Consider the following 24935-nt stretch of genomic DNA (forward strand, 5'->3'; position numbering starts at 1 on the left):
CTACACCTGAAGATATGTCACACCGCCAGCGCTCCGTCCCCAGCGAACGCAAGCGCGGCGAAGCGCTCGCCGATGAGGCGTTGGGTGTCCGCGTCGGGGTGGAGAGCATCGGGGAGCGGATGTTCCGTGGCATCCGTCTGCCCGTAGAGTTCCAGCCCGTCAAGGTAGTGCAGATTGGCATCCGCCCGCGCGGCGACGATGCGCTCCAGCTCGCGTCGGATCACCGTGAGGGTGAGTTTGCCCGCGGCGACCTCTGCAGGGTCACCGGTCGCCCGAAACTGCATACGACCCGCCATAAACGCCTCCGGATCGAAGGCGCCGGGGCCGGGGGTGTTTTCGTGGATTTCGCAGTAGATGGGCGAGACCACAAGCAGGGGAGTGGTGCGATGCCCCTCGCGGATGGTGTCGAGGAAGCCGTGCACGGCCGGCCCGAAAGCGCGAAGGCGCATGAGGTCGGCGTTCACGATGTTGATGCCGAGCTTGAGGCTGATGACATCGGCGGGGGTGTCGCGGATGGTGCGTGCCGTGAACGGGTCGAGCAGAGCGCTGCCGCCGAACCCGAGACTGACGAGGTTCACGTCGGCGATGCGGCTCGCGACGGCGGGCCACGTGCCAAGTGGATGTGTCGCATTCGAGCCGTGACTGATCGAGCTGCCGTGGTGCACCCACGTGCGGCGAGTGTCTACCCGCGGGGTGACGGGGGCGTCCGTTCGGAGTGCCACGAGCTCGATGGTCTCGTTGTGGGGGAGCCAGAGTTCCACGGTTTTGGTGCGCGGCGGCAGGTCGGCGAAACGGGAAACGTGCGCGGCGCCGTGCGTGGTGGTCGGCGTTCCGGTAGCCGGATCGAGCACGATCGCGGTGCCGGCGGTCGTGGCATCCTCCGCCGTGGGGGTGCCGTCGACGACCAGTTGCACGATGCCGTCGGGGCGAAGTGTGAGCCCTGCATAGTTGACGGTCGTGCGTATGAGTTCGAGCTCGATGGTCGTCGCTGCGGTGTCGAAGACGAGGCGCACGCCCGAGGGTTGCGATTCGGCCTTCGCGAGCTGTGGGTCCGTGTTCTGGGCACGCGCCCACGCCGGGAGGCGGTGGGGCAGAAGCCCGCGCTGGGTCGGCTCGAGTTCGGCCGCGCCGTGAACGAGATCGTCGGTTAGCGGGATGGTGATGAGGTCAGTCATGGTCGGTCCAGGTGGTGATGAGGGTGTCGAGCGAACGGAGGATTTCGTGCCAACTCGTGTCGGCGTCCGGTGAGCTGTGGTCGAACGATCCGCCACGCTCGAGAGTGATGAAGCCGCGGATGGTGCTGCCGATGAGTCGAATCGCGTGCACACGCGCGGCGGGGTCGAGGTCGTATCCGTCGAGGATCGCCTCGAGTAGGCGCGCGTGACGCGGGCCAGCGCTCGCGGCGGCGGTCTCTGCGTCGAGCGGCACCAGCGTGGCGGCGAAGCGACCCGGATGCTCGCGCGCGTAGCCGCGGTAGGCATCCGCGAGCCCCATCAGAGCATCGAACCGCGACTTGCCCACGGTGGCATCGGATGCCCGCACCGCGAGTTCGTCGAGGGCGAGGAGGCTGATGCGCACACTCAGGTCGGCGCTGCTCGCCACGTGCGAGTACAGGCTTGGCGTGCGCACGCCAAGCCGCCGCGCGACCTCGGCGACGGTGACGTGCTCGAAGCCGATCTCGTCGGCGAGTTCCGCACCGGTCGCCGTAACGCGCCCCAGTGTGATTCCTGCTCGTGGCATCGTTTTCCTAACTAAGTGAGGCTTAAACCTAAAGCATTTAGGAAACGTGCGCAAGCTCTAGACTTACCCCCGATGTCTGCACCCTTCTCCACTGCCACCGGAGCCGACGTTCGCGTCCGCTTCTGCCCCTCGCCCACCGGCACCCCGCACGTCGGTCTCGTGCGCACCGCCCTCTTCAACTGGGCGTATGCGCGCCACACCGGCGGCAAGCTCGTGTTCCGCATCGAGGACACGGATGCCGCCCGCGACAGCGAGGAGAGCTACCTCCAGTTGCTCGACGCGATGCGCTGGCTGGGACTCACGTGGGACGAAGGTGTCGAGGTGGGTGGGCCGCACGCTCCGTACCGCCAGTCGCAGCGCACCGAGATCTACCTCGACGTGATCGAGAAGTTGCGGGCATCCGGTCACCTCTACGAGTCGTTCGTGACGCCGGAGGAGATGGAAGCGCGCAACGGCGCGAACGGCCGCGACCCCAAGCAGGGCTACGACAACTTCGAGCGTGACCTCACGGACGCGCAGCGTGAGGCGTTCAAGGCCGAGGGTCGTCAGCCGGCGCTGCGGCTCAAGGTGCCGGACACCGACCTGAGCTTCGACGATCTGGTGCGTGGGGAGATCACCTTCCCGGCAGGGTCGTTCACCGACTTCGTTGTGGTGCGCCCGAACGGGGCGCCGCTCTACACGTTCGTGAACCCGGTGGATGACGCGCTCATGGGTGTCACCCACGTGCTGCGCGGTGAGGACCTGCTGTCGTCAACTCCTCGCCAGATCGCGCTGTACACGGCGCTCATCGAGATCGGGCTCACCGACTTCATCCCGCGTTTTGGTCACCTTCCGTACGTGATGGGGGAGGGCAACAAGAAGCTCTCCAAGCGCGACCCCGAGTCGAACCTGTTCCACCACCGCGACCGTGGCTTCATCCCGGAGGGGCTCCTCAACTACCTGTCGTTGCTCGGCTGGTCGCTAGCGCCCGACCGCGACGTGTTCGGGTCGGATGAACTGATCGCCGCGTTCGATGTCGTGAACGTCAACCCGAACCCGGCCCGCTTCGACCTCAAGAAGGCCGAGTCCATCAACGGGGACCACATTCGCCTGCTCTCCGCCGACGACCTCGCCGCGCGCCTCGAGCCGTACCTCGAGGGTCTCATTCACACGGATGCCGACCGCCAGCTGCTGCGCGAAGCAACACCCCTCGTGCAGGAGCGTATGCAGCTCCTCGGTGAGGCGCCCGGGCTGCTCGGGTTCCTGTTCACCGCCGACGACGAGCTTGTGGTCGAACAGGATGCCCTCCCCGGTGCAGACGGAGCTGCGGTGCTCGACGCGGCCCTGCGAGTGCTGCCGGGCATCCCGAGTTTCGGGCACGAAGCGATCGAGCAGGCGCTGCGTGCCGAGCTCATCGACGGCATGGGTCTGAAGCCGCGTCTCGCGTTCGGCCCGCTGCGGTCGGCGATTTCGGGTCGCCGCATCAGCCCGCCGCTCTTCGAGTCGATGGAACTCCTCGGCAAGGAGTCGACCCTCCGCCGCATCGAGAAGTTGCGCGCGGCGCTCTAACTCGCGGGATCGTAGCCGAACTCGCGCAGCTCCTGCGCGCACTGGCACGCTTGCGCCACCCTCCGCGCCCACTCCACGGCCTCGGCCCGCGTCTTCACTTCGAGCACAAGAAACCCGCCAGTCACGCGAGACCCCGGGTACAGGTCATCCGTGACCCGTCCGTCTCCCGAGACGAGCACCGGATGCACACTCTCATCGATTCCGCCGCCGAAAACGTACACCCCCGCGGCCTTCGCGTCTTGGATGACGTCGTGCGAATCGACAGACGCCCGGGCGAGGTCATCGGGGCTCAGCGCAGCCATCGCTTCGGCGGGAAAGGAGATCAAATACTTGGTCACCCTCCGATGGTGCCCGACGCCCTCCCGGGTGCGCTAGAGTTGTTAGTCGGTTCGGCCCCGGTCGAACGCCCTTGGGGTATGGTGTAATTGGCAACACGGCTGATTCTGGTTCAGTTGTTCTTGGTTCGAGTCCAGGTACCCCAGCCAGCTCTTGTGCATCGCGCGGTTCACTTACTCGCTGCCGCATTTCGCTTCGCCAGCACCCCGAACGCCTCCGCGAGTTCCCGGGGCGCCACGACCTCGAGGTCGGCGTCGAAACGCCCGAGCGACGCCGCTAGTGCGACCCACGACCACGAGCCGGAGGTGTACTCGCAGCGCCCGTCGCCGAGGTCTACTACCGTTCCGTCTCCCGCGAAGGGGAGCACGGCGGATGCTGGTCGTTGCAGGATGACCGTGCCCACGCACGGCCATCCGCCAGTCTGCGAACCCTTGAAGCGGGCCTCGACGTACTCGCGCGCGCTGCCGCTCGGGATCTCGCGGGGTGCGAAGCGAACCCCGGTGCTCTCTTGGCGTGTGATGCGGTCCGCGCGAAAGATGCGCCAGTCGTCGGCGCTGCGATCCCACGCCAGCAGGTACCACCGCATCCCGAACCAGAGAACGTCGTGGGGTTCCACGCGTCGCGGGATTTCATCGGACCCGTAGATCATGCGCACCACGTCGCGTGTCTGGGCGGCGGATGACAGGGCAATAAGCAACTCGGGCTCCACCGGTCCAGCTGACACCGGCGACGAGACCGTGAAGCGAATTCCGTCGAGCCGGTGTTTGAGTCGCGACGGCATGACCTGTTGCAGAGTCGTGAGTGCGCGCAGCGCCGACTCCTCGATGCCGGCCCCGGCGACCGCGGCCGTTCTCAGGGCCACCGTGAGCGCTACGTACTGTTCGTCGTCGAAGAGCAGCGGGGGAAGGTGTTCGCCCGCACCGAGACGGTAGCCGCCGTCAGACCCCATGGTCGCCGAGATGCGATACCCCAACTCGCGGAGGCGATCGATATCGCGCCGCACTGTGCGGGGGCTCACCCCGAGCCGCGAGGCGAGCACGGTGCCCGGCCATTCACGCTGCGACTGAAGAAGCGACAGCAATTCGAGGAGTCTCGAAGTCGGTGCCGCCATGGTTCAAGACTATGAACATCTAGGACAGAAACTGACCTATACGTCCGGGATCGTGATTTGTGCCGGGAAACACCCGCGCAGAACAGGATCAGCCATGAGCATCACGACCACCACTCACCTCAATTTCCGCGGCGACGCACGCGAGGCTCTCGAGTTCTACCAGTCCGTCTTCGGAGGTGAGCTCTCGATAGCCACCTATGGCGACTTCGGTATGCCCGCGGAGGCACCCGGAGCCGACAAGGTCGTTTTCGGGTCCGTCGCGGCCGACAACGGCTTCCGCGTGATGGCGTACGACATTCCCGGGCAGAGCGGCGGCAGTGCAGCATCCGGCTCCACACGTCGCGAGAATGGCGTGACCCTCACCGGCCAGCCGTTTTTCGTGTCCGTTCGGGGCGAGACTCTTGCCGAAGTCGAGGGTTTCTGGGACGGCCTTTCCGCGGGCGCCGAAGTAGTCGAACCATTGGCGGCGTCCGCCTGGAGTGCGGGCTTCGGGATGCTCACCGACCGGTTCGGTGTGACGTGGGTGCTCGACGTGGCGAGCTGACCGGAGGGGCAGCCTCCCCGCGCGGGCTGTCCCTACTCCGCGACTCGCGCCCGGAGCGCCCGGATGACGGCAGCCATGTCGTCCTCGCTGAAGCCCAGGCCGTTCGTCTCCTCGTAAAGCCTCGCGCTGGCCTCCATGAGGGGCGCTGCGCTCCCGTTGCGGTGGGCCTCGTCGACGACGAAACGGCTGTTCTTGAGCACGTCCCGGATCGCGGCATCCGGTGACCACTCCACGTCAACGATCTTGTGCGCCTTCGATCGCGAAACCGGCGACGCCATGGGCCCCGCGTCGAGGATGCGCTCGAGCACCCCCAGGTCGAGCCCGGCTGTCTCCGCGAAATGGAACGATTCGGCGAGCCCCGTCACCATCGTGATGAGAAAGGTGTTGACCGCGAGCTTCATCGTGAGCGCGTTCGGCGGTGCGCCGCACACGAAGATGCTCGAGCACATCGCCTCGAGGTGCGGGCGAACCCGTTCGATGTCGGCATCATCGCCCGCCACCATCGCGACGAGCTGACCGGCGACGGCGGGTCGTCGCGACCCAGAGACGGGAGCCTCCACGTAGCGCCCGCCGGCCGAGGTTACACGTTCGGCGAGCCGAGCGGAGTACTCGGGTGTCATCGTGCCCATTTGCACGATGGTGCGGTCGCGGTAGTCGACACTCCCGTCGAAGGGCAGTACCGCATTCGTTGCCGACTCATCGCGCAGCATCACAAAGATCACGGATGCCCGCTCCGCGACTTCGCTCGGTGAGCCGGCGATCTCCGCCCCCTTCGTCGCAAGCTCTTCCGCCGCGCCGCGCGTGCGGTTCCACACCAGGAGCGGACCGGCGGCCGCGAGGTTCGCTGCCATGGGCGCCCCCATGATGCCGAGGCCCAGGAATCCCACGTCGTGGGTGAGTTGCCGTGTCATTCGCGAGGTCTCCGATCTCGTTGCGGCCCGAAGGCCATCCAAACGAGTTCGGTGCGGGTTCGCGCGGTCCAGTCGCGCGACACTGGCACTAACCGACGAGCTTTTCCACGATCTTCGCGACCCGGCGGTCCCGAGTCTCCTCGGTTTTCGCTTCGGCCACCGAGGCAGCGTGGGCTTTCTTCTGCGATGGTGCGGTCTTCTCCCACGCTGCCGCAGCGGCGGGGTTCGCGTCGAGTGCTTTCTGCAGGGCATCCGGCACCTCCACGGTGCGCGGTGCCGTGTCGACTTCAAGGGTCACCTCGATCTCATCGCCGATACCCTTGCCGGTTCTTGCTCGCGTGTCGGCGTTGAAGCTGATGAGGTTCTTACCGCCCATGACGGCGGTTGTTGAGCGATACGTGTACTCGCCAACGGTCACGACGACGGGTACACGTTTGCCCGCGTTGAGGGAGGCGAGAACGTCATCCGGAACAACGATTCCCGCGTTACGGCCGTCGCCGCTCCACAGCACGGTACGAAATGTTGGCATGGCCTCAGTCTGTCTTTTCGAGTAGAAAGCGCAAGATCTGTGGGCGAAGTGCCGCGGGCGACACCTGGTGCGTCTGTCCGTCGAGCACGGCGTGTTCCGCCCCGGGGATGCTCGCCGCGACCTTTTCCTGCGCGGCGAGCATCTCGGGTGCTGCTTTGCTCCCGCACAGCACGAGCGTCGGCACGGAAACATCCGCGAGTTCCGCAGGCGGCGTGAACTCCGACCCCATGATGGCCGCGTCGTACCGCAGCGTCGGAGCGACACCGAGGAGCGTTCGCCAGGCCTTACGCGACATGAAGCGCATCATCAGGGGGACAAATCGCGGCGCCCCGATCATGTCGACCATGAAGTACGAGATGGCCTTGTCGTTGGCGCCCGCGTCGATGAGCCGATCGAGGTCGGCGTGGTACTGCTTGCGGGTGCCGTCCTTACCAGTGCGCAGGCCAACCCAGGGCGCCTCGTATCCGATGAGACGAGTCGTCGGAACTCCGTGCGCCGCAGCGCGATAGGAGAGTGCCGCACCAGAGGACTGACCGAGGACGGAAGCCTCGCCGCCGACCGCGGCGATAACGGCACGGAGATCCTCGAACTCCCGCTCGGGCGCGTATGGGAGGGTGTTCTCACTCTCACCGCGACCTCGACGGTCGTAGATGACGACCGTAAAGCGGTCGCGCAACTCCTTCGCGACGTCGCGCGACGGTCCGAACTCACGGAAACAGAATGCCCCGTCAACGAGCACTAGCACGGGGCCACTGCCCGAGCGTTCGAACGCGATACGTGTGCCGTCGGCGGAGGTGGCGTATTCGGTCTCACTCACGCTGCGTCTCCTTCGATGACGGCATCCATCTTGTCGAACGATTCCAGCCAGCCGTCGCGCGTCATGTCGCGGAACTGGGGCTCGAACGGTCCCTGGTGCAGGGTCATGCGGGTTTTGTCACCGTGATCGTGGAGCCAGATGCGCAGCACAACACGGTCGAACGGTCCGCCCTGCGCCACAGCGGGAGAGGGGTGATACCCCTCGAGGTACTCGGGCGGGATGACGACGGTGAGGTGCACAAGCATCGGGTAGTGCTCGCCGGACTCGTTGTCGACCATGTCGAGCCCCCAAACGCCGCCCTCTCGCAGGTTGACGCGCACCGTAGAGAGATCGACGTGCACGGATGCCGGGCCAAACCATCGCGCGAGAAACTCGGGTTTCGTGAAGAACTGCCAGACGACCTCTCGCGGCGCGGCGAACGCGCGCGTGATGAAGACGTCGGTGTCGGCCGCGACGGGTACGTCGGGAATCGTGTTGTCGCTCATTGCTCTCTCTTCTCCTGTTCGTCGACCATGTACTCGGCGAGGGCCGCGTCGAGGCGGTCGAAGCTGTCGTTCCAGAACTGTTTGTAGCGCTGCATCCACTCGACGGCTTCTTTGAGTGCGTCGGCTTCGAGATGACTGAGGCGAGTCGTGGCAACTTGGCTGCGCGAGATGAGGCCTGCCCGCTCCAGCACCTTCAGGTGCTTCGACACCGCTGGCTGGCTCATCGAGAGCGGCTCGGTGAGTTGGCTCACACTTGCGTCGCCGTCGGCAAGGCGGCTCAGGATGGCGCGGCGAGTGGGGTCCGCGAGTGCGGCGAAGACCGCATCGAGAGTACGGTCGTCGGCGAGTGTGGCCATTACATAACCTCCTGGTTTTCATAACCTAGTGGTTATTCATGCCAGGCACAAGTCGCCTTTCGACCACCGGGGTTCTCATCGCTCCCGCGAGATCACCGTTCCGCCGAGCGACGCGATGGCCTTCAGCACCGACGGTCGCGCCGCAACCCACGCGACGATCATCACCACGAGGGAGACGCAGAAGATGGCAAACCCAAGCCAGCCGGCATCCTCGCTGCTCGCGTACATGTGGCTGAGGTTACGCAGGGCGCCCGTTGTGAATACGAGGAAGACGTGCACGATCGTGAACCCGACGAACCACAGCATCACCCAGAAGTGCACCTTTTTTGTGACGGCGAAGGGCACGATGCGATCGAACCGGCGGAATCGCGCCGACCACAGGGGCGACAGCCGCAGGCCGGTGACGATCGCCAGCGGTGCGGCGATGAACACGGTCACGAAGTAGGTGAGAAGTTGCAGGGCGTTGTAGTTGACCCAACTGTTCTCGACGGGCCACTCGAGGGAGGCGTATTGGAGGCCTGCGGAGATTGCGTTGGGGATGACATCCCAGTGGGTGGGAACCAGACGCACCCACTGACCGGTCGCAAACAGCAGCACAACAAACACAACACCGTTGAGCACCCACACCGCGTCGAGGCTCAGGTGGAACCACGAGGTGAGTGTGAGCCGGGTCGGCGGGTTTTTGGTGCGGATGAGCCCGTCGTTCTTGCGAGTCCAGAACACCGTCGGTCGCTTTTGCGTGCGCAACTGCCAACCCGTGCGCACGATGAGCAGCAAAAAGAAGCTGTTGAGAAAGTGCTGCCATCCGACCCACGCGGGGATGCCGACGGGAGCTCCGTCGGGGAGTGTCGACTGACCCGGGTACTGTGCGACCCACGCCGCGACATCCGGCATCTCACGGAGCCATCGGGCAACCACCACAACCGCGACGGCCAGAACGAGGGCGGCCGGCACCACCCAGACGAGCGCAAACCAGCGGCTCTGGCGGAACCCCGTCACGAGCGCACCCGGGCAACAAGATGCGGGGCGTGGTTCACGATTCGACCTTACCGAAAGTCGGTCAGCGGCTACGGTGGAAACGATGGATGACGCCGCCGCGACAACCGACGTGCGCTTCGCCGTGACCGGAGCGCTGGGTACCATCACGCTCGATCGCCCTCGCGCGCTCAACGCCTTCAACCACGGGATGGTCACGGCGATCACGAGACAACTCGTGGTGTGGCGCGACGACCCCGCGGTCGAGCGCGTGCTCATCGAGTCCACGGGTGACCGCGCATTTTGCGCCGGCGGCGACATCGTGCCGATCTACCGCGATGCCCTGATCCGGCGGAATGGAGAGAGCGGCGGTGACGGCACCGAGCAGTTCTGGCGCGACGAGTATGCGCTCAATTCGCTCATGGCCCACTACCCGAAGCCGATTGTCACCTTCATGGCGGGTCTCGTTCTCGGCGGGGGAGTGGGGCTCGGTTCCCACGCGAGCCATCGCATCGTCACCGAGACGTCGAAGGTGGGTATGCCCGAGGTTACGATCGGGTTCGTTCCCGACGTGGGTGGCACGTGGTTGCTGAGCCACGCGCCGGGAGAGCTCGGCACACGCATGGCGCTCACGGGGGAGTCGGTGGGCGCGGCCAGCGCCATTCACGTGGGCCTCGCGGATTACTTTGTGCCCTCGGAACGGCTGCGCGGGCTGCGGGAGGCGCTTTCGACGAGGGCTCCGGATGACGCGATCGCTGACGTTGTGGCCGATGCCGGGCATCCGGCCATCACCGACGACCAGGCGCTGCTCGATGCGTGTTTCGCTCACAACGACGTGGGCGACATCCTCGCGGCGCTGCGCGCTGCCGACCGCTCGGATCTCGCCGACGTGATCGAGTCGAAGTCGCCGACCGCATTGGTACTCACCCTCGAGTCGTTGCGGCGTGCGCGCACTCTGGGTGGCCTCGACGCGGCGCTTATCCAGGAGTTCCGGGTCGCGATGGCCTGCCTCGATCTGCCGGACCTGGCGGAGGGCATCCGCGCGCAGGTCATCGACAAGGATCGCTCGCCACGTTGGCGCCCGAGCGCTGTCGCCGAGGTTGATCGCGCGGTCATCGATGCCGCGTTCGCGCCGCGGCGCCACGACTTGCACGTACCAACACGAGAGGAAGCACCATGACGGAAACGATCCGAATCGAGACACGCGGCTCCGTTGGGCTCATCACCCTCGATCGACCGGAGGCGCTCAACGCACTCAACGACGCCGTCATGCGGGAGGTGGTCGCGGCGGCAGAAACCTTCGAGGCCGATGCGAGTGTGGGAGCGATCGTCATCACCGGCTCCGATAAGGCGTTCGCGGCCGGTGCCGACATCAAGGCGATGGCGGCGCTGACGTACACGGATGTCTCGGCCGACGACCCACTCGCCGACTGGGATCGCCTCCTCGCGATTCGCATCCCGGTGATCGCGGCGGTGTCCGGTTACGCGCTCGGTGGCGGGTGCGAGCTCGCGATGATGTGCGACACGGTGTTCGCGTCGGAGACCGCGAAGTTCGGTCAGCCGGAGATCCTCCTGGGGATCATCCCCGGCATCGGCGGAACTCAGCGACTGACTCGCGCCGTCGGCAAGGCGGTCGCGATGGATCTTGTTCTCACGGGGCGCACCATCGACGCGGACGAGGCTCTGCGCATCGGTCTGGTAGCCCGCGTGCTCCCTGCCGACTCACTGCTCGAGGAGACGATCGCGGTCGCCGAACAGATCGCCCAGCGCTCGCGGCTGGCCAACGCGGCAGCGAAGCGCGCCGTAAATGCCGCGTTCGAGTTGCCTCTCGTTGACGGCCTGGCCGCAGAGCGAGCCGAGTTCCTCGATCTTTTCGCCACGGAGGACCGCGCCGAGGGAATGGCAGCGTTCATCGAGAAGCGACCGGCGAACTTCCGCCACCGCTAGCGGCGTCGCGCTAGTGGTCGAGTGACTCTCCGGGCTCGAGCACGATGTAGTCGCCGCCGCCAGCGTCAACCACGCCACCGAGGCGTGCGTTGTGCATCTTCTTGCCGATGGCCGACAGCGTCATTTCGTGCACCGGGAAGGCCCGTTTCGGGGCGACGGCGGCGACGAAGTCCATCGCCTCGCCGATTTTGAGCCACGGCGCTCCGACCGGTGCGGCGAGCACCTCCACGGACGCGTCGGGCACCGTGTACGAGTCGCCCGGGTAGTACAGCGTCTCGTTGACGAGTACCCCCAGGTTGTCGATCACGGGGATCGATTCGTGGATGATGTTGTGCTTGCCACCGAAGAACGTGAGGGTGAAGGGCTCGATCTCCACGGTGTCACCAGCGGCAACAACCTCGACGGTGTAGTCCTTGATCGCCGCGGCCACCCCCGCCGGGCCGAGGATGCGGGCATGGGGGTTGAGCGCGAGAAGCGCGTCAAGGTGGGTGGATGACCAATGGTCGTCGTGCTCATGCGTGATGACGATGGCGACAACATCCATGAGGTCGGCGAGGGGCAGTGTGAACGAGCCCGGATCGATCACGAGATTCTTGCCCGCAACTTCGACGACCTGACAGGCATGTTCGTGCTTCGTGATCTTCATCCGACGAGCCTACGCGGGGGTCTCCCACGGGAGAAGACGAGGAGGCGCAATGTTGATCACATCGACAGAGACACGAACTGCACTCAGCGAATCGGTCCCCGATTGTTTCACGATGGAAACAATTTCCCTCCCAGTGTTACGAGGCTGTGAACTGGGCCAGGGAGAGTCATGTGCATTGCTAAGCAGGAAACATGAGTATCCATACGCATGAACATGCCGCTGTCCGAAAACGATCACGACTGACTCGACGGGGAGCCATCGCCGGTGCCGTCGCCCTCGCCATCGTCTCGAGTGCAGCGGTCACCCCCATGGCGGCCATCGCGGCCACGCCGCCCGGTATCACCATCGCCGACGGCAAGTCCGCTGTGGCGTACAGCTACGAGACGGCGATCCGCGAGCGAGTCTTCATCCCCGTCGCTGGCGTCGACCAGGATCTTGACGGGCAGACGGATGTCACTGCCGTCGACATCATCCGGCCCAACGACCCCACGGGAGCACTCAAGTCTCCCGCCATCATCGACCCCAGCCCCTACTACACGACCCTGGGCCGTGGAACCGAAGCGCAGCTGCTCAACAACCTTGGTGACGGCGTGACCAATCTGTTCCCGCTCTACTACGACAACTACTTTGTGCCTCGCGGGTACGCGATGTTGCACGCGCAGATGAACGGCACGGCGTTCTCCACCGGATGCCCCAACCACGGTGGTCCCGGAGACATCGAGAGCATGAAGGTTGTCGTCGACTGGCTGAACGGTCGTGTCGCGGCCTACGACGCCGAGGGCAACCCGGTTGTGGCCGATTGGCACAACGGCAAGTCGTCGATGATCGGCAAGTCTTACGACGGAACGCTCGCCAACGGCGTGGCGGCAACCGGCGTCGACGGACTCAGCACCATCGTTCCGATCGAGTCGATCAGCGATTGGTACAAGTACTCGCGTACGAACGGCATCCGCCACAACACCAACTACCCGCAGAGCCTCTCGAACACCGTCACCAACCCCGACCGGAGGTCGCTGTGTGCCCCGGTGCGGGACTCGTGGGTGCCGTTGATCGGTGAGCCCTCCGGTGATGTCACCCCCTTCTGGGATGACCGCAACTACCTGCTGGACGTCGACAACGTGAAGGCCTCGGTCTTCGCCATCCAGGGCCTCAACGATGACAATGTGCGGATGAGCCAGTTCGGAGAATGGTGGAGCGCACTGGCGGAGAACGAGGTGCCTCGAAAGGTGTGGCTGCCCAAGATCGGGCACGTCGACCCGTTCGACTTCCGACGCGAGGTCTGGGTTGACACCCTTCACCGGTGGTTCGACTACTGGTTGCTCGACATCGACAACGGCATCATGACGGAGCCCATGGCCACTGTCGAGACCGCTCCCGGTGAGTTCACCGATGAGAGCACGTGGCCGGCACCCGGTACCGAGCCGGTTGCCCTCAACCTCACCGGAACAGAAGCCGGAGTGGCGGGAGCCCTCGCGCTGCAGCCCGTGAGTGAGCTCGAGACGCTGAGCTTCACGGGTGTGACGGGTGCGTCGATCAGCGAGACCAACCTCGTCACCGATCCGACCGGCCAGCAGGCAACACGCCTGGCGTTCCTCTCGGCACCGCTCGAGACGGAACTTCGACTGTCGGGTACGCCGATCGTGAACCTCGCGGCATCCATCAACACAACGCAGGCGAACTTCGGTGTCGCGCTCGTCGACTACGGGCCCGCGACCCTCACGCCGCGCAGCCCCGGCGATGGTTCGCTCAAGACCGACCAGCTCACCTGCTGGGGTGAGTCGAACGAGTTCGACAGCGCGTGCTTCCCGGAGTCGGTGCTGCGTTCGGCCGATGTCGACCTGTGGCGCATCTCGCGCGGAGCGCTCGACTCGACGAACCGCGACACCCTCGTCGAGGGGCTCGGCACACCCGTTGTTGCTGGCCAGGAGTACCTGTACGACTTCCCGATGGAGCCGTACGACCACACGGTTCCCGCCGGTCACCGGATCGGTCTGCTTGTCACCACGAACCTGTCGGGGTACAACAACGACGGCACCCGAGGTGTCTCCGTCACCGTTGATGTGCAGGAGAGCACGATCATCCTGCCGATCGTCGGTGGTCTCGCGGCCGCCGCAGCATCGGGCGGTCTCGGGGTTCCGGCACCCGTCGAGCTCAGTTTCGACATGGGTGGCCATGGCGACCCCATCGAGGCGCAATCGGTGGCGTATGGTGCGACCGGCACCGTTCCCGAGGACCCGACCGTCGAGGGCTACGTCTTCACAGGATGGTTCGCGGACGCCGAGTTCACGACCCCCTTCGACTTCGCAGCGCCGCTCGTGACGGACGCCGTTGCATACGCGCACTGGATGACCGTCGAAGAGTATGTCGCGAGCCTCGAGATCACGGCGAGCAGCCTGACCGTGAAGAAGGGCGGCAGCGTGACCGTCTCGGTGGAGGGCTTCGGCCCGGACAGCGAGTCGATCGGTGACGTCACGGAGCTTGTGACTCTCACGAGTTCTGTCGCGACAGATGTCATCGACGGCGACACGATCACGTTCCCCACCGCGAGCGCGCACACCATCACCGCGACCCTCGGCGAGGTCAGAGCGAGCGTGGTCATCGACGTGACGGTCGAGGCGGCCCAGCCGCCGGCATCCGAGGATGCCCCGCCGGCGGGCCTCGCGTTCACCGGTGCAACCCCGCTCCTCGCGGCGGGCCTGATTGCGGCACTGATGGCGCTCGCCGGGGCGGCCCTGCTTATCGCGCGTCGCCGCGCGCAGGCGGGAGCTGCTAGCGAGTAGTCGATCCACCCGAACGGGGTGTCCGCGGCCTGCGGGTCGCGGGCACCCCGTTTTCTCGTTCCATCGAAACGATGACACCTATACCCCCTAGGGGTATGCTGGACGACATGATCGACGACATCAAAAAGCGTGCACTGCATCGGAGCCGCATCCTCGAAGGGCAATTGCGCGGCATCACCAAGATGATCGAGAACGAGGACTACTGCGTCGACATCATCACGCAGTCGCTCGCAATCCAGAACTCGCTGCGCAGCCTCAACAAGCTCCTGGTCGAAAACCACCTCAAGACCCACGTTGCGCACATGTTCGAGCACGGCGAGCAGGACACAGCCATCGACGAGCTGCTGCGGGTCTACGAGCTGAACAACAACCGGGCGGAGTGAGCGCATGAGCCACAACCACAACCACAACCACAACCACAGCGACCACGGCCACGACACGCACTCGCACCACGACCACGGGTCCCACGAAGGGCACGAGGCGCACGAGACTGACCACGCGCACGCCGGACACGACGCTCACGCCGGGCATGCCGGGCACGGCGACCATTCCGGTCACGATCCCAAGATCTTCCGCTCGAAGTTCTGGATCAGCCTTGCCTTGACCGTGCCCACCCTGGTCTTCTCCGAGGGACTGCAGGACATCCTGGGTCTCACGGGCCCGCGGTTCCCCGGCAGCCAGTTCATTCCTGCGGCCTTCGGCATCGTGATCTTCTTCTACGGCGGTCTCGTTTTCCTCCGTGGGGCCGTCGCTGAACTCCGATCGCGCCAGCCGGGCATGATGACACTCATCTCTCTCGCGATCCTGGTCGCGTTCGGGTACAGCCTCGCGGTGACCCTCGGCCTGCCTGGCATGGACTTCTGGTGGGAGCTCGCCACCCTCATCACGATCATGCTGCTCGGGCATTGGATCGAGATGTCGGCGGTCATGAGCGCCCAGGACGCGCTCGGAGAACTCGCGAAGCTCCTGCCCGACGAAGCCGATGTCGTCCACGGTGATCACGTCATGCCGATGCCCGTCGCGAGTCTGACCGTCGGCGACGTTGTCCTCGTGAGGCCCGGCGCCACCGTGCCCATCGACGGCGAGGTGATCGAGGGGGAGTCCGAGATCAACGAGTCGCTCATCACGGGCGAATCGGCACCGGTCTCCAAGGCCGTCGGAGACATCGTGATCGGCGGCGCGGTGAACGGGCCTGGATCGCTCACCGTTCGGGTGACAAAGGTGGGAAGCGAAACCGCGCTCGCGGGCATCATGAAGCTCGTCAGCGACGCCCAAGCGAGCAAGTCCGGAGCGCAGGTGCTCGCCGATCGCGCCGCCGCACTGCTCTTCTACGTCGCGCTCGGAGCAGCCATCATCACGCTCGTCGCGTGGCTCTTCCTCGCTCCGGATGACCCGGCATTTGTACTCGAACGGGTCGTGAGTGTTCTCGTCATCGCTTGCCCGCACGCCCTGGGCCTCGCGATACCTCTCGTCTCCCAAATCTCGACGGCACTCGGCGCCCGTCGCGGGATCCTCGTCAAGAACAAGCTCGCCCTCGAGGCCGCCCGCTCCATCGACGTTGTGCTCTTCGACAAGACCGGAACCCTCACCACCGGCACGCTCGGTGTGGCCGCCATCGCGGCAACATCGGGCAGCGACGATGAGGTGCTCGCGCTCGCGGCAGCGGTCGAGTCGAAGTCCGAGCATCCCATCGCCCGCGCCATCGTTGCCGAGGCCCACGACCGCGGGCTGGCGGTCGCCGAGTCGACGCAGTTCACCGCTTTGGCGGGCCGCGGTGCTCAGGCTGTCGTCGACGGCCGCGACCTCGTTGTGGCCAGCCACCGCGTGGTTGTCGAACGCGCGATCACACTCCCGGTCGAGCTCGTTCAGGCGGCACGGGATGCGACCACCGCGGGCAACACGATCGTGTACCTACTCGAAGGCGAGGCTGTGCTCGGGATGTTCGCGCTCGCCGACACCGTCCGCCCGGAGTCCCTCGAGGCTGTTCGGGATCTCAAAGAGCGCGGCGTTCGTGTGGCCATGCTCACCGGCGACTCCCACGAGGTCGCGATCACGGTGGCGGCACAGCTCGGCATCGACGAGGTGTTCGCTCACGTGCTGCCGGGGGAGAAGGCGGACGTGGTGGCGAAACTCCAAGAATCCGGCTCCGTGGCCATGGTCGGTGACGGTATCAACGACGCGCCGGCTCTCGCGCGCGCCGACGTCGGTATCGCCATCGGTGCGGGAACGGATGTCGCCATCGACTCGGCCGGCATCGTGCTGGCCTCGAGCGATCCGCGTGCCGTCGGCGCGCTGCTGAAGCTCAGCAAGGCCACGTGGCGTAAAGAGCTGCAGAACCTCTTCTGGGCGACCGGGTACAACGCGATCGGCATTCCGCTCGCCGCCGGTGTGCTGTTCGGTGCGGGCATCCTGCTTCCGCCCGCGCTCGCCGCGGTCTTCATGTCGGTGTCGACGATCATCGTCGCTATCAACGCGCAACTGCTCCGATTCACCAGGTTGTAGCTGACGTCGCTCAGCGCCGCTCGCCGCGCTGCGGTTTGCTTCCTCCGCTGGTGTTCGTACCCCAGCGCGGCTCGCAAACCTCAGCGCGGCCGGCGTCGACCATACTTGCCACATGACGATGACGCACCTCCGCCTCGTGGTCGCCATCAACCCGACAGCCTCGTTCGGTAAAGGCCGCGACGTCGGCCCCGCCGTTGTTGCAGCACTCCGGGCGGAGGGCCACGACGTGACGAGTCTCCAGGAGGCAAGCTTCGACAAGCTCATGGCAGCAGGACGCCGGGCGGTCGCGTCGCAACCCGACGCCCTCATCGTTGTCGGGGGCGACGGCATGGTCAACCTCGGCACCAACCTCGTTGTCGGCACGGACGTGCCGCTCGGCATTGTGCCCTCCGGTACAGGCAACGACATGGCACGGGGACTCGGCATCCCGCACGAGAGCACGGATGCGGCGATCGCAGCACTCATCTCGGCGTTGGCCCGCCCACCGCGCACGATCGACACGGGCCGCATCGAGTACACGGATGCCACGACCGGCGCCCCCGCGACCCGCTGGTTCGCGTGTGTGCTGTCGGCTGGCTTCGACGCGACCGTCAACGAGCGCGCAAACCGGATGCGTCACCCCAAAGGTGCCAGTCGCTACATCGTCGCGCTCGTGCTGGAACTCGTCGGGCTCCGCCCCATCGCCTACCGTCTCGGTCTCGACGGTCGGCAGAAGCACCTCGACGCTCTCCTCGTGACGATTGGCAACAATGTTTCGCTCGGCGGCGGTATGAAAGTCACCCCCGATGCGGTCGTCGACGATGGGCTCTTGGACGTCATGACTGTTCGCCCGCTCTCTCGTGTCGCCTTCTTGCGCATCTTCCCGCGTGTTTTCAAGGGCACGCACGTGAGCGACCCGCGTGTGACGATCGATCGGGCAAGGGTTGTCACTATCGATTCGCCGACCGCTGTTGCTTATGCGGACGGGGAGCGCATCGGGCGGTTGCCCGTCACGGTGACCGTCGACCCGCTCTCGATGAAGTTGCTCGGGGCGTAGCGGCCACTAACCCTCGGCGGAGACGATCGGGGCATCCGTTGCGAGGCACGAATATTCGGTGAGCTGCTCGCCGTCCTCCTCGATGGTGGCCGAGATGAACTGCTGATCGGGTCGAACGCCCTCGGCGACGGTCTCCATGAAGTCGGCGAAGGGCTCGTCGCACGCGGCGTTGATGGCGATCTGCTTGTCGCCGGCAGCAGCGATCGCGGCGTCGTCGAGTGTGCCCTGACCGATCACCCGGAACTCGTGCTCGACGTCGCACGGCACCACCGTTGAGGTCGCGAGGTTGCTGCCTTCGTCGAACGTGAAGCAGTCCCCGGTGAGCAGGTCAGCTGAGTTGATCTGCGTGGGTTCGGAGAACTGCCCGTCGGGGCCACGCGAGGGCCCGAGGAACGAACATCCCGCGAGCGCAAGCATGGCGGTGGTGCAGAACAGGATCGCTGCGGCGCGACCGATCATCGGCATTCTCCTCGGGTCTGGAGCCAGTTTGGTGTGCCCAGTCGGGTATGACATACTCTTGTAGTTGTCGTGACGGCCCCATCGTATAGAGGCCTAGTACGCCGCCCTCTCACGGCGGTAACGCGGGTTCGAATCCCGCTGGGGTCACCAACAAACTGCTTCATCGCACAGTAATGGGTGCACGCGTTTCGGCGCTGTTACGTCGTGTGCGCGTCGCTTCCTCGGCCTTCCGCGACACGCGTGATCTGCGCCGCCATGCCCGCGAAGATCGCGCCGTGAAATGGCAGAACGGCAAGCCAATACAGCCGGCCGCTGAGTCCGCGAGGAAAGAAGACGGCGCGCTGCTCATAGACCGAGCCCGAGCCTCTCGGCACGGCCCGCAGCTCGAGCCACGCGGACCCCGGCACCTTCATCTCGGCGCGCAACCGCAGGAGCCCGCCGCGCGCGCCTTTCGGGTCCTCGACGGCTTCGACCCGCCAGAAGTCGATGGCGTCGCCAACACGCGCTTCGCTCCGGCTCCGTCGGCCACGTCGAAGTCCGACACCGCCGACGAGCCGGTCCATCCATCCGCGCACAGCCCACAGGAACGGCGACGAGTACCAGCCGTTGCTACCGCCGATGCCCTCGATGACCTGCCATAGTCGGTCGACGGATGCCCGTGTCTCCAGTGTCCGCGCGTCCGTGAACACCGTCTTCCCGGCCCAGTCCGGATCGCTCGGCAGCGGATCGCTCGGCGCGCCGGACACCTCGGCGTCCTGCCAACTGGTCTCGATCGTGTCATCCCGCGATCGGCCGATCGCAAGCGCCACCGCCGTGCGGTACGGGGTCAACCCATCCTCGGGTCGGGGGATGAGGTCGTCTACCGCGTGGTTCTTCACGACGCACTCGTTCTGCAGCGACGCGACGAGCGGCCGCGCGATCGATCGGGGCACGGGCGTCACGAGGTTCACCCAGTGCGATGCGAGACCGGGTGTGAGCACGGGGAGCGAGGCGATGGCGCGCTGCGGAAGGCCCGCCTCGACGGCGTACCCGTTCATCATCTGTCCGTAGCGCAACACGTCGGGTCCGCCGATGTCGACCGCACTATTGACGCTCGTGTCGACTCGTGCGGCACCCAAGAGGTAGTGGAGCACGTCGCGGATCGCGATCGGCTGGATGTGATTGCGCACCCACTTCGGCGCCGGCATGTAGGGGAGCACCTCGGTCAGGTGGCGGATCATCTCGAACGACGCGGAGCCGGATCCGATCACGACACCGGCCTGGAGCACGAGTGTGGGAACACCTGACTCGAGGAAGATCTCCCCGACCCGCACGCGCGAGCGCAGATGCGGTGACAGCTTCGCATCGTCGGGGTGGAGCCCACCGAGGTAGACGATCCGACGGACTCCCGCCTTCGAGGCGGCTGCGGCAACGGTTTCCGCGGCTCTCTCGTCCGCGCGCTCGAAGCCGCCCTTACCCTCGCCCATCGAATGGATGAGGTAGTAGACGACGTCCACGTCGTCGATGGCTCGTGCAACGGCGTCCGCATCATTCGCCGAACCCTCAACGATCTCGCACTCGGCACCCCACGGAAACGAAGCCGCTCGTGCCGCGTCCCGAGCCAACACGCGCACCCGATACCCGGCGGCGATGAGCCTCGGCGTGAGGCGGCCGCCGATGTACCCGGTCGCGCCGAGAACGAGCGCTCGTGGCGCGGAGCCATCCTCGCGAGCAACCGCGCGCAGCGCCTCTTCGTGTCCGGTGGGCTGCGTCAGCTCGGTCATGGCTCGAGCGTAGGCGGACGCCCTCGCGTCAGCACCCCCTTGCGGAGCGAGGTGACGATTGCGCTACTGTCAGCGGATAGGCTTCGAAGGATTCCCCGCGGATGCGTTTGTGTTCTACGACGACGTTGCGCGCAACCAGACGCGTGAGTGTGGTGGTCAGCCAACAAAGCGCGCTACGAGTCGAGCGTGCGGGAGCCGGCGGAGGCGCTCGCGGGCGAACTCGAACCAGAGTTCGGTGGTCTCAAAATCTTCCGCCCCCATCGTGACGTGCGCTTCAGTGCGGACAAGAGGCCGTACAAGGAGCACCTTGGGCTCGTGAGTTCACGGATGAACGAGCCGGCGCTGTACTTCCAGCTCTCCGCCGAAGGGGTCATGGTCGGGGGTGGGCTCTACCAACCCGACCGCGACAGGCTCGCGCGATTCCGAGCGCTCCTGGATGATCCGGCGTCAGCGGAAGACGTTCTGCACGCGGTCGAGGAGACGAAGCGCGCGGGGTTCGAGTTGCTCGTGGAGGGTGCGCTCGCGACCGCTCCGCGCGGGTTCAGCGTTGAGCATCCGCACATCGAACTCCTGCGACTGAAGCACCTGGCGATCGGCAAACGACTCGACCGCCGGGATGTGCCGACCGATTCGACCCTGATCGAGATCGTCAGCGAAGCGTGGTCGGTCGTCGAAAGGTGGAACCAGTGGCTGTCGACATCCGTAACGGCGGAGTGACTAGCTCTTCTTCATTCGCTCGACTTCGGCGTCGATCGCGCTGTCGGTGATCACACCGCTTCGGCCGAACACGTCGATCGCCTGGAAGAGGGCCGCGATGCCCATTCCGCCGATCACCCACACGGGCCAGAAGTAGCCCATGCCGCTGAGGGCCCACACGCCGGTCACGATGATGGAGACCGCGAGCCAGACGAAGAGGTACTTGTAGAAGTCCGAGCGAGCCTTCAGACGCTTGGCCGCAACGGAGCGGAGCTCATCATCGTTCATGCAGCCGAGACTAGCGCCGGATGCCCGGCCTCGGGTACCCCTCGGCGGTGTCGATTCTGGAGCCCCCGCATCCGCTAGGCTGACTCCCACGAAGGGGAGTATCCCACTCCGCTATCCCGTCAAGACGAACCCCGACGCCGTGGTTCCGGGATTGCGACGTGCTTCGGGCGCGGGGGAGAGACTTTCGAGCCCCCACCTGCCCTCCTCGTGAATGGACGTTCATGGAAGCTGCACTGCCCGCTTGGTTCGAGATCACGGCGTTTGTCGTGCTCCTCCTCATCCTCGCCGCCGATCTGACCCTCGCCTTCAAGCGACCGCACATCCCGTCGACGCGAGAGTCGGCTTTGTGGGTGAGCTTCTACGTCGCCCTAGCGCTCATTTTCGCGCTGCTCATGCTGTGGCAGGGCTCACCCGATCACGCCGGAGAGTTCATCGCCGGTTGGGTGACCGAGTACTCGTTGTCGATCGACAACCTCTTCGTCTTCGTCATCATCATGGCGAGGTTCTCGGTGCCGAGGAAGTACCAGCAGGAGGTGCTCATGGTGGGCATCCTCATCGCCCTCGTGTTGCGCGGAATCTTCATCCTCCTCGGTGCCCAGCTCATCGAGAACTTCTCCTGGATCTTCTACGTCTTCGGTGCATTCCTCCTCTACACGGCCGTGCGTCAGGTGTTCGAGAAGCACGACGACATGGAGGAGACCGAGAACGGCATCATCCGCTTCCTCCGTAAGCGCGTCGCCATTACCGACACTTACGACGGCGCGAAGCTGCGCACCGTCATCGACGGCAAGAAGGTCTTCACCCCGATCCTCGTTGTGTTCATCGCGCTCGGCCTGACCGACCTCGTGTTCGCGATCGACTCGATCCCCGCGATCTTCGGCATCACGCAGGACCCGTTCATCGTCTTCACCGCGAACGTCTTCGCCCTGATGGGTCTTCGCCAGCTGTACTTCCTCCTCGGCGACCTCATCGACAAGCTCGAGTACCTCCACTACGGCATCGCGTTCATCCTCGGCTTCATCGGTGTGAAGCTGTTCTTCCACGCCCTCCACGTCAACGAGCTGCCGTTCATCAACGGTGGAGAACACGTCGACTGGGCGCCCGAGATCTCCACGTGGACGTCGCTCGCGGTGATCCTCGCCGCCATGGCGGTCGCCGTCGTCGCCAGCCTCATCAAGATCAAGGTCGACTCGAACCGTTCACTCCGCGAGGAGATCAAGGAGAGCAGCATCCCGGGGCCCGACGCCGAGTAGCTGGCCTCCGAGTGCTACCCTCAGAGGATGCGTTTCGAGCTTCTTCTTCGTCGCCGCGACGAGGTCTAGTCCACCGGCCTCCCTCGTCGCGGAGTCCGACTGCGCCAGGCAGCGACACGGGCTGGGCACTCGAAACGAAGAAGGACAGCATCCATGACTGAATCATCGCGACCTCGCACCCTCGCTGAGAAAGTGTGGGACGACCACCTGGTGGTCAAGGGCGAGAACGGCAGCCCCGACCTCATCTACATCGACCTTCACCTGGTCCACGAGGTCACGAGCCCTCAGGCATTCGACGGGCTTCGGATGGCGGGTCGCCCCGTGCGCCGCCCCGATCTGACGATCGCGACCGAGGATCACAACACTCCGACGCTCCTCATCGACCGCCCTATCGCGGACCCGATCAGTCGCACCCAGATCGAGACGCTTCGCGCCAACGCCAAGGAGTTCGGCATCCGCCTGCACTCGCTGGGTGACATCGAGCAGGGCATCGTGCACGTCGTCGGACCGCAGCTGGGCCTCACCATGCCGGGCATCACCGTCGTGTGCGGCGACTCGCACACCTCGACCCACGGCGCGTTCGGTGCGATGGCGTTCGGTATCGGCACGAGCGAAGTCGAGCACGTCATGGCGACGCAGACGCTGCCGCTCAAGCCCTTCAAGACGATGGCGATCACCGTCGAGGGTGAGCTGAAGCCGGGTGTGACAGCGAAAGACATCATCCTCGCCGTCATCGCGAAGATTGGCACGGGTGGTGGCCAGGGCTACGTGCTCGAGTACCGTGGCAGCGCCATCCGCTCGCTCTCCATGGAGGGCCGCATGACGATCTGCAACATGTCCATCGAGGCAGGCGCCCGCGCCGGCATGGTGGCACCGGATGAAACGACCTACGCCTACCTGAAGGGCCGCCCTCACGCGCCGGAGGGTCAGGACTGGGACGACGCGGTGACCTACTGGAACACGCTGCGCACCGACGACGACGCTGTCTTCGACGCCGAGGTGTACCTCGACGCGAACGAGCTGGAGCCGTTCGTCACGTGGGGCACCAACCCCGGTCAGGGTGTGTCGCTGAGCGGCACGGTTCCGCAGCCCACCGACTTCGATGACCCCAACGACAGGGCAGCCGCCGAGCGCGCGCTCGAGTACATGGACCTCACCCCGGGAACCCCGCTCAAGGAGATCCCCGTCGACGCGGTTTTCATGGGCTCGTGCACGAACAGCCGCATCGAGGACCTGCGAGCGTTCGCCGCGATCATCAAGGGCCAGAAGAAGGCCGACGGCGTGCGTGTCATGGTCGTACCGGGTTCAGCGCGTGTGCGCATCGAGGCTGAGGCTGAAGGAATCGACAAGATCGTCGAGGAGTTCGGTGCCGAATGGCGTTTTGCCGGATGCTCGATGTGCCTCGGTATGAACCCCGACCAGCTCGCCCCGGGGGAGCGGTGCGCGTCCACGTCGAACCGCAACTTCGAGGGTCGGCAGGGTAAGGGCGGTCGCACGCACCTCGTGTCGCCCGTCGTGGCCGCGGCCACCGCCATTCGCGGAACCCTCTCAAGCCCGAGCGACCTGCGCGTGGAGGTGGGCGTCTGATGGAACCGATCAGCACCGTCACCGGCATTGCCGTTCCCCTGCAGCGCTCGAACGTCGACACCGACCAGATCATCCCGGCGCAGTTCCTGAAGCGCGTGACCAAAACCGGCTTCGACGACGCCCTGTTCTACCAGTGGCGTCAGGACCCGGACTTTGTGCTCAACCGCGAACCGTACGGGGTGGCGAAGCCCGGCACCGAGACGCGTATCCTCGTCGCCGGCCCCGACTTCGGTACGGGCTCGAGCCGTGAGCACGCCGTCTGGGCGCTCCGCGACTATGGGTTCGCCGCCGTGCTGTCGAGTCGATTCGGCGACATCTTCCGCGGTAACTCCGGCAAGCAGGGGCTCCTCGCGGCCCAGTTGAGCGACGCCGACATCGAGACGATCTGGCTCATCGTCGACGAGCACCCGGGAATAGAAGCATCCGTTGATCTGGTTGCCAAAACGGTGACCGTCGGCACCGCGAGCTTCCCCTTCGAGATCGACGACTACACCCGATGGCGCCTGCTGGAAGGCCTCGACGACATCGGTCTGACACTTCGGGATGAGACGCACATCACCGAGTTCGAGAGCCGCCGCGAAAGTTGGCGGCCCACCACCCTCCCGGCCAAAAGCTGAGTGAACCCA

The 24935-nt window shown here is 65.5% G+C and carries 26 protein-coding genes and 2 tRNA genes; 14 read left to right on the plus strand and 14 right to left on the minus strand.

The genetic code is table 11. From position 1 onward, the window contains the following. Window positions 1-17: 17 nt before the first annotated feature. Together LH407_RS11615 and LH407_RS11620 are read right to left on the minus strand one after the other, a co-directional pair. Entirely contained in the window at window positions 18-1175 is a 1158-nt protein-coding gene (locus LH407_RS11615; protein WP_322133826.1) for an SGNH/GDSL hydrolase family protein, read from the minus strand. After that, window positions 1168-1740: a TetR/AcrR family transcriptional regulator gene (locus LH407_RS11620; protein WP_322133825.1), complete on the minus strand. Its 573-nt coding sequence runs from the start codon at window positions 1738-1740 to the stop codon at window positions 1168-1170. Before LH407_RS11620 ends, LH407_RS11615 begins: the two co-directional genes overlap by 8 nt. 72 nt (window positions 1741-1812) lie before the next feature. On the opposite strand from LH407_RS11620, the gene gltX reads away from it, so the two are divergent. Then, the gene (gene gltX / locus LH407_RS11625; protein WP_322133824.1) at window positions 1813-3288 is read left to right on the plus strand and encodes a glutamate--tRNA ligase; all 1476 of its coding nucleotides are present in this window, start codon (window positions 1813-1815) and stop codon (window positions 3286-3288) included. Here the strand turns inward: gltX and LH407_RS11630 are convergent. Beyond that, window positions 3285-3626: a YciI family protein gene (locus LH407_RS11630; RefSeq protein ID WP_322133823.1), complete on the minus strand. Its 342-nt coding sequence runs from the start codon at window positions 3624-3626 to the stop codon at window positions 3285-3287. The two genes, gltX and LH407_RS11630, sit on opposite strands and share 4 nt — an antisense overlap. A 72-nt stretch (window positions 3627-3698) precedes the next feature. Between LH407_RS11630 and LH407_RS11635 the strand changes: the two genes are divergently transcribed. Then, window positions 3699-3773, plus strand: a tRNA-Gln gene (locus tag LH407_RS11635). Between the two features lie 20 nt (window positions 3774-3793). On the opposite strand, the gene LH407_RS11640 is transcribed toward LH407_RS11635, so the two are convergent. Next, on the minus strand, window positions 3794-4735 hold the full coding sequence (locus LH407_RS11640; RefSeq protein WP_322133822.1) for a helix-turn-helix transcriptional regulator: 942 nt from the start codon (window positions 4733-4735) through the stop codon (window positions 3794-3796). A 94-nt stretch (window positions 4736-4829) separates the two neighbouring features. Between LH407_RS11640 and LH407_RS11645 the strand changes: the two genes are divergently transcribed. Further along, window positions 4830-5279, plus strand: a complete 450-nt coding sequence (locus tag LH407_RS11645; protein ID WP_322133821.1) for a VOC family protein — start codon at window positions 4830-4832, stop codon at window positions 5277-5279. A 32-nt stretch (window positions 5280-5311) separates the two neighbouring features. Here the strand turns inward: LH407_RS11645 and LH407_RS11650 are convergent, their stop codons facing one another. From LH407_RS11650 to LH407_RS11675, 6 genes are all read right to left on the minus strand, one after another. Further along, a complete protein-coding gene (locus LH407_RS11650; protein ID WP_322133820.1) occupies window positions 5312-6190 on the minus strand; it encodes an NAD(P)-dependent oxidoreductase in 879 nt (292 codons plus the stop codon). 88 nt (window positions 6191-6278) lie between these two features. Continuing rightward, the gene (locus LH407_RS11655) at window positions 6279-6719 is read right to left on the minus strand and encodes a YdeI/OmpD-associated family protein (RefSeq protein ID WP_322133819.1); all 441 of its coding nucleotides are present in this window, start codon (window positions 6717-6719) and stop codon (window positions 6279-6281) included. 4 nt (window positions 6720-6723) lie between these two features. Next, on the minus strand, window positions 6724-7536 hold the full coding sequence (locus tag LH407_RS11660; protein ID WP_322133818.1) for an alpha/beta fold hydrolase: 813 nt from the start codon (window positions 7534-7536) through the stop codon (window positions 6724-6726). After that, window positions 7533-8021, minus strand: a complete 489-nt coding sequence (locus LH407_RS11665) for an SRPBCC family protein (protein ID WP_322133817.1) — start codon at window positions 8019-8021, stop codon at window positions 7533-7535. The genes LH407_RS11660 and LH407_RS11665 overlap by 4 nt, the downstream gene beginning before the upstream one ends. Beyond that, entirely contained in the window at window positions 8018-8377 is a 360-nt protein-coding gene (locus LH407_RS11670; protein ID WP_322133816.1) for an ArsR/SmtB family transcription factor, read from the minus strand. The genes LH407_RS11665 and LH407_RS11670 overlap by 4 nt, the downstream gene beginning before the upstream one ends. A gap of 75 nt (window positions 8378-8452) precedes the next feature. Beyond that, on the minus strand, window positions 8453-9376 hold the full coding sequence (locus tag LH407_RS11675) for a cytochrome b/b6 domain-containing protein (protein ID WP_322133815.1): 924 nt from the start codon (window positions 9374-9376) through the stop codon (window positions 8453-8455). An 82-nt stretch (window positions 9377-9458) separates the two neighbouring features. Here LH407_RS11675 and LH407_RS11680 point away from each other — a divergent pair, with 82 nt between their 5' ends. Further along, on the plus strand, window positions 9459-10532 hold the full coding sequence (locus tag LH407_RS11680; RefSeq protein ID WP_322133814.1) for an enoyl-CoA hydratase/isomerase family protein: 1074 nt from the start codon (window positions 9459-9461) through the stop codon (window positions 10530-10532). Further along, entirely contained in the window at window positions 10529-11299 is a 771-nt protein-coding gene (locus tag LH407_RS11685; protein ID WP_322133813.1) for an enoyl-CoA hydratase-related protein, read from the plus strand. Before LH407_RS11680 ends, LH407_RS11685 begins: the two co-directional genes overlap by 4 nt. A gap of 10 nt (window positions 11300-11309) precedes the next feature. Here the strand turns inward: LH407_RS11685 and LH407_RS11690 are convergent, their stop codons facing one another. Beyond that, complete coding sequence (locus tag LH407_RS11690) at window positions 11310-11945, minus strand: MBL fold metallo-hydrolase (protein WP_322133812.1); 636 nt, start codon at window positions 11943-11945, stop codon at window positions 11310-11312. Window positions 11946-12136: 191 nt separating this feature from the next. Between LH407_RS11690 and LH407_RS11695 the strand changes: the two genes are divergently transcribed. The 4 genes from LH407_RS11695 (at window position 12137) to LH407_RS11710 (ending at window position 18263) form a co-directional block, all read left to right on the plus strand. After that, window positions 12137-14725, plus strand: a complete 2589-nt coding sequence (locus LH407_RS11695; protein ID WP_322133811.1) for a CocE/NonD family hydrolase — start codon at window positions 12137-12139, stop codon at window positions 14723-14725. A 107-nt stretch (window positions 14726-14832) separates the two neighbouring features. Beyond that, window positions 14833-15108, plus strand: a complete 276-nt coding sequence (locus LH407_RS11700) for a metal-sensitive transcriptional regulator (RefSeq protein WP_322133810.1) — start codon at window positions 14833-14835, stop codon at window positions 15106-15108. A gap of 4 nt (window positions 15109-15112) precedes the next feature. After that, complete coding sequence (locus LH407_RS11705; protein WP_322133809.1) at window positions 15113-17227, plus strand: copper-translocating P-type ATPase; 2115 nt, start codon at window positions 15113-15115, stop codon at window positions 17225-17227. Between the two features lie 112 nt (window positions 17228-17339). Then, window positions 17340-18263 (plus strand): diacylglycerol/lipid kinase family protein, encoded by a 924-nt coding sequence (locus LH407_RS11710; RefSeq protein WP_322133808.1) that lies wholly within the window; start codon window positions 17340-17342, stop codon window positions 18261-18263. Window positions 18264-18269: 6 nt separating this feature from the next. Here LH407_RS11710 and LH407_RS11715 read toward each other — a convergent pair whose 3' ends face one another. Next, window positions 18270-18722 carry a septum formation family protein gene (locus LH407_RS11715; RefSeq protein WP_322133807.1) on the minus strand — a complete coding sequence of 151 codons (453 nt, stop codon included), beginning with the start codon at window positions 18720-18722 and terminating at the stop codon, window positions 18270-18272. A gap of 74 nt (window positions 18723-18796) precedes the next feature. On the opposite strand from LH407_RS11715, the gene LH407_RS11720 reads away from it, so the two are divergent. Next, window positions 18797-18872: transfer RNA gene (locus LH407_RS11720), tRNA-Glu, on the plus strand. A 47-nt stretch (window positions 18873-18919) separates the two neighbouring features. Here LH407_RS11720 and LH407_RS11725 read toward each other — a convergent pair. Further along, the gene (locus LH407_RS11725; protein ID WP_322133806.1) at window positions 18920-20485 is read right to left on the minus strand and encodes an SDR family oxidoreductase; all 1566 of its coding nucleotides are present in this window, start codon (window positions 20483-20485) and stop codon (window positions 18920-18922) included. A gap of 147 nt (window positions 20486-20632) precedes the next feature. Between LH407_RS11725 and LH407_RS11730 the strand changes: the two genes are divergently transcribed. Further along, window positions 20633-21202 carry a DUF2461 domain-containing protein gene (locus LH407_RS11730; protein ID WP_322133805.1) on the plus strand — a complete coding sequence of 190 codons (570 nt, stop codon included), beginning with the start codon at window positions 20633-20635 and terminating at the stop codon, window positions 21200-21202. Here LH407_RS11730 and LH407_RS11735 read toward each other — a convergent pair whose 3' ends face one another. Further along, on the minus strand, window positions 21203-21469 hold the full coding sequence (locus LH407_RS11735) for a 2TM domain-containing protein (protein ID WP_322133804.1): 267 nt from the start codon (window positions 21467-21469) through the stop codon (window positions 21203-21205). It lies immediately after the preceding gene. Window positions 21470-21690: 221 nt separating this feature from the next. On the opposite strand from LH407_RS11735, the gene LH407_RS11740 reads away from it, so the two are divergent. The 3 genes from LH407_RS11740 to leuD all read left to right on the plus strand — a co-directional run bounded on the left by LH407_RS11740 (window position 21691) and on the right by leuD (window position 24926). Beyond that, window positions 21691-22722: a TerC family protein gene (locus tag LH407_RS11740; protein ID WP_322133803.1), complete on the plus strand. Its 1032-nt coding sequence runs from the start codon at window positions 21691-21693 to the stop codon at window positions 22720-22722. 153 nt (window positions 22723-22875) lie between these two features. Beyond that, the gene (leuC, locus tag LH407_RS11745; protein WP_322133802.1) at window positions 22876-24309 is read left to right on the plus strand and encodes a 3-isopropylmalate dehydratase large subunit; all 1434 of its coding nucleotides are present in this window, start codon (window positions 22876-22878) and stop codon (window positions 24307-24309) included. Further along, window positions 24309-24926, plus strand: a complete 618-nt coding sequence (leuD, locus tag LH407_RS11750) for a 3-isopropylmalate dehydratase small subunit (protein WP_322133801.1) — start codon at window positions 24309-24311, stop codon at window positions 24924-24926. The genes leuC and leuD overlap by 1 nt, the downstream gene beginning before the upstream one ends. Window positions 24927-24935 lie beyond the last annotated feature (9 nt).

The sequence above is a fragment of the Antiquaquibacter oligotrophicus genome (assembly GCF_020535405.1).
GTDB classification, from domain to species: domain Bacteria; phylum Actinomycetota; class Actinomycetes; order Actinomycetales; family Microbacteriaceae; genus Rhodoglobus; species Rhodoglobus oligotrophicus.

Bases quoted from the DNA above. Each gene is read 5' to 3' on its own strand.
- LH407_RS11615 (WP_322133826.1), bottom strand. From the start codon at position 1,175: ATGACTGACCTCATCACCATCCCGCTAACCGACGATCTCGTTCACGGC.
- LH407_RS11620 (WP_322133825.1), bottom strand. From the start codon at position 1,740: ATGCCACGAGCAGGAATCACACTGGGGCGCGTTACGGCGACCGGTGCG.
- gltX (WP_322133824.1), top strand. From the start codon at position 1,813: ATGTCTGCACCCTTCTCCACTGCCACCGGAGCCGACGTTCGCGTCCGC.
- LH407_RS11640 (WP_322133822.1), bottom strand. From the start codon at position 4,735: ATGGCGGCACCGACTTCGAGACTCCTCGAATTGCTGTCGCTTCTTCAG.
- LH407_RS11645 (WP_322133821.1), top strand. From the start codon at position 4,830: ATGAGCATCACGACCACCACTCACCTCAATTTCCGCGGCGACGCACGC.
- LH407_RS11650 (WP_322133820.1), bottom strand. From the start codon at position 6,190: ATGACACGGCAACTCACCCACGACGTGGGATTCCTGGGCCTCGGCATC.
- LH407_RS11655 (WP_322133819.1), bottom strand. From the start codon at position 6,719: ATGCCAACATTTCGTACCGTGCTGTGGAGCGGCGACGGCCGTAACGCG.
- LH407_RS11665 (WP_322133817.1), bottom strand. From the start codon at position 8,021: ATGAGCGACAACACGATTCCCGACGTACCCGTCGCGGCCGACACCGAC.
- LH407_RS11670 (WP_322133816.1), bottom strand. From the start codon at position 8,377: ATGGCCACACTCGCCGACGACCGTACTCTCGATGCGGTCTTCGCCGCA.
- LH407_RS11680 (WP_322133814.1), top strand. From the start codon at position 9,459: ATGGATGACGCCGCCGCGACAACCGACGTGCGCTTCGCCGTGACCGGA.
- LH407_RS11685 (WP_322133813.1), top strand. From the start codon at position 10,529: ATGACGGAAACGATCCGAATCGAGACACGCGGCTCCGTTGGGCTCATC.
- LH407_RS11690 (WP_322133812.1), bottom strand. From the start codon at position 11,945: ATGAAGATCACGAAGCACGAACATGCCTGTCAGGTCGTCGAAGTTGCG.
- LH407_RS11695 (WP_322133811.1), top strand. From the start codon at position 12,137: ATGAGTATCCATACGCATGAACATGCCGCTGTCCGAAAACGATCACGA.
- LH407_RS11700 (WP_322133810.1), top strand. From the start codon at position 14,833: ATGATCGACGACATCAAAAAGCGTGCACTGCATCGGAGCCGCATCCTC.
- LH407_RS11705 (WP_322133809.1), top strand. From the start codon at position 15,113: ATGAGCCACAACCACAACCACAACCACAACCACAGCGACCACGGCCAC.
- LH407_RS11710 (WP_322133808.1), top strand. From the start codon at position 17,340: ATGACGATGACGCACCTCCGCCTCGTGGTCGCCATCAACCCGACAGCC.
- LH407_RS11715 (WP_322133807.1), bottom strand. From the start codon at position 18,722: ATGATCGGTCGCGCCGCAGCGATCCTGTTCTGCACCACCGCCATGCTT.
- LH407_RS11725 (WP_322133806.1), bottom strand. From the start codon at position 20,485: ATGACCGAGCTGACGCAGCCCACCGGACACGAAGAGGCGCTGCGCGCG.
- LH407_RS11735 (WP_322133804.1), bottom strand. From the start codon at position 21,469: ATGAACGATGATGAGCTCCGCTCCGTTGCGGCCAAGCGTCTGAAGGCT.
- LH407_RS11740 (WP_322133803.1), top strand. From the start codon at position 21,691: ATGGAAGCTGCACTGCCCGCTTGGTTCGAGATCACGGCGTTTGTCGTG.
- leuC (WP_322133802.1), top strand. From the start codon at position 22,876: ATGACTGAATCATCGCGACCTCGCACCCTCGCTGAGAAAGTGTGGGAC.
- leuD (WP_322133801.1), top strand. From the start codon at position 24,309: ATGGAACCGATCAGCACCGTCACCGGCATTGCCGTTCCCCTGCAGCGC.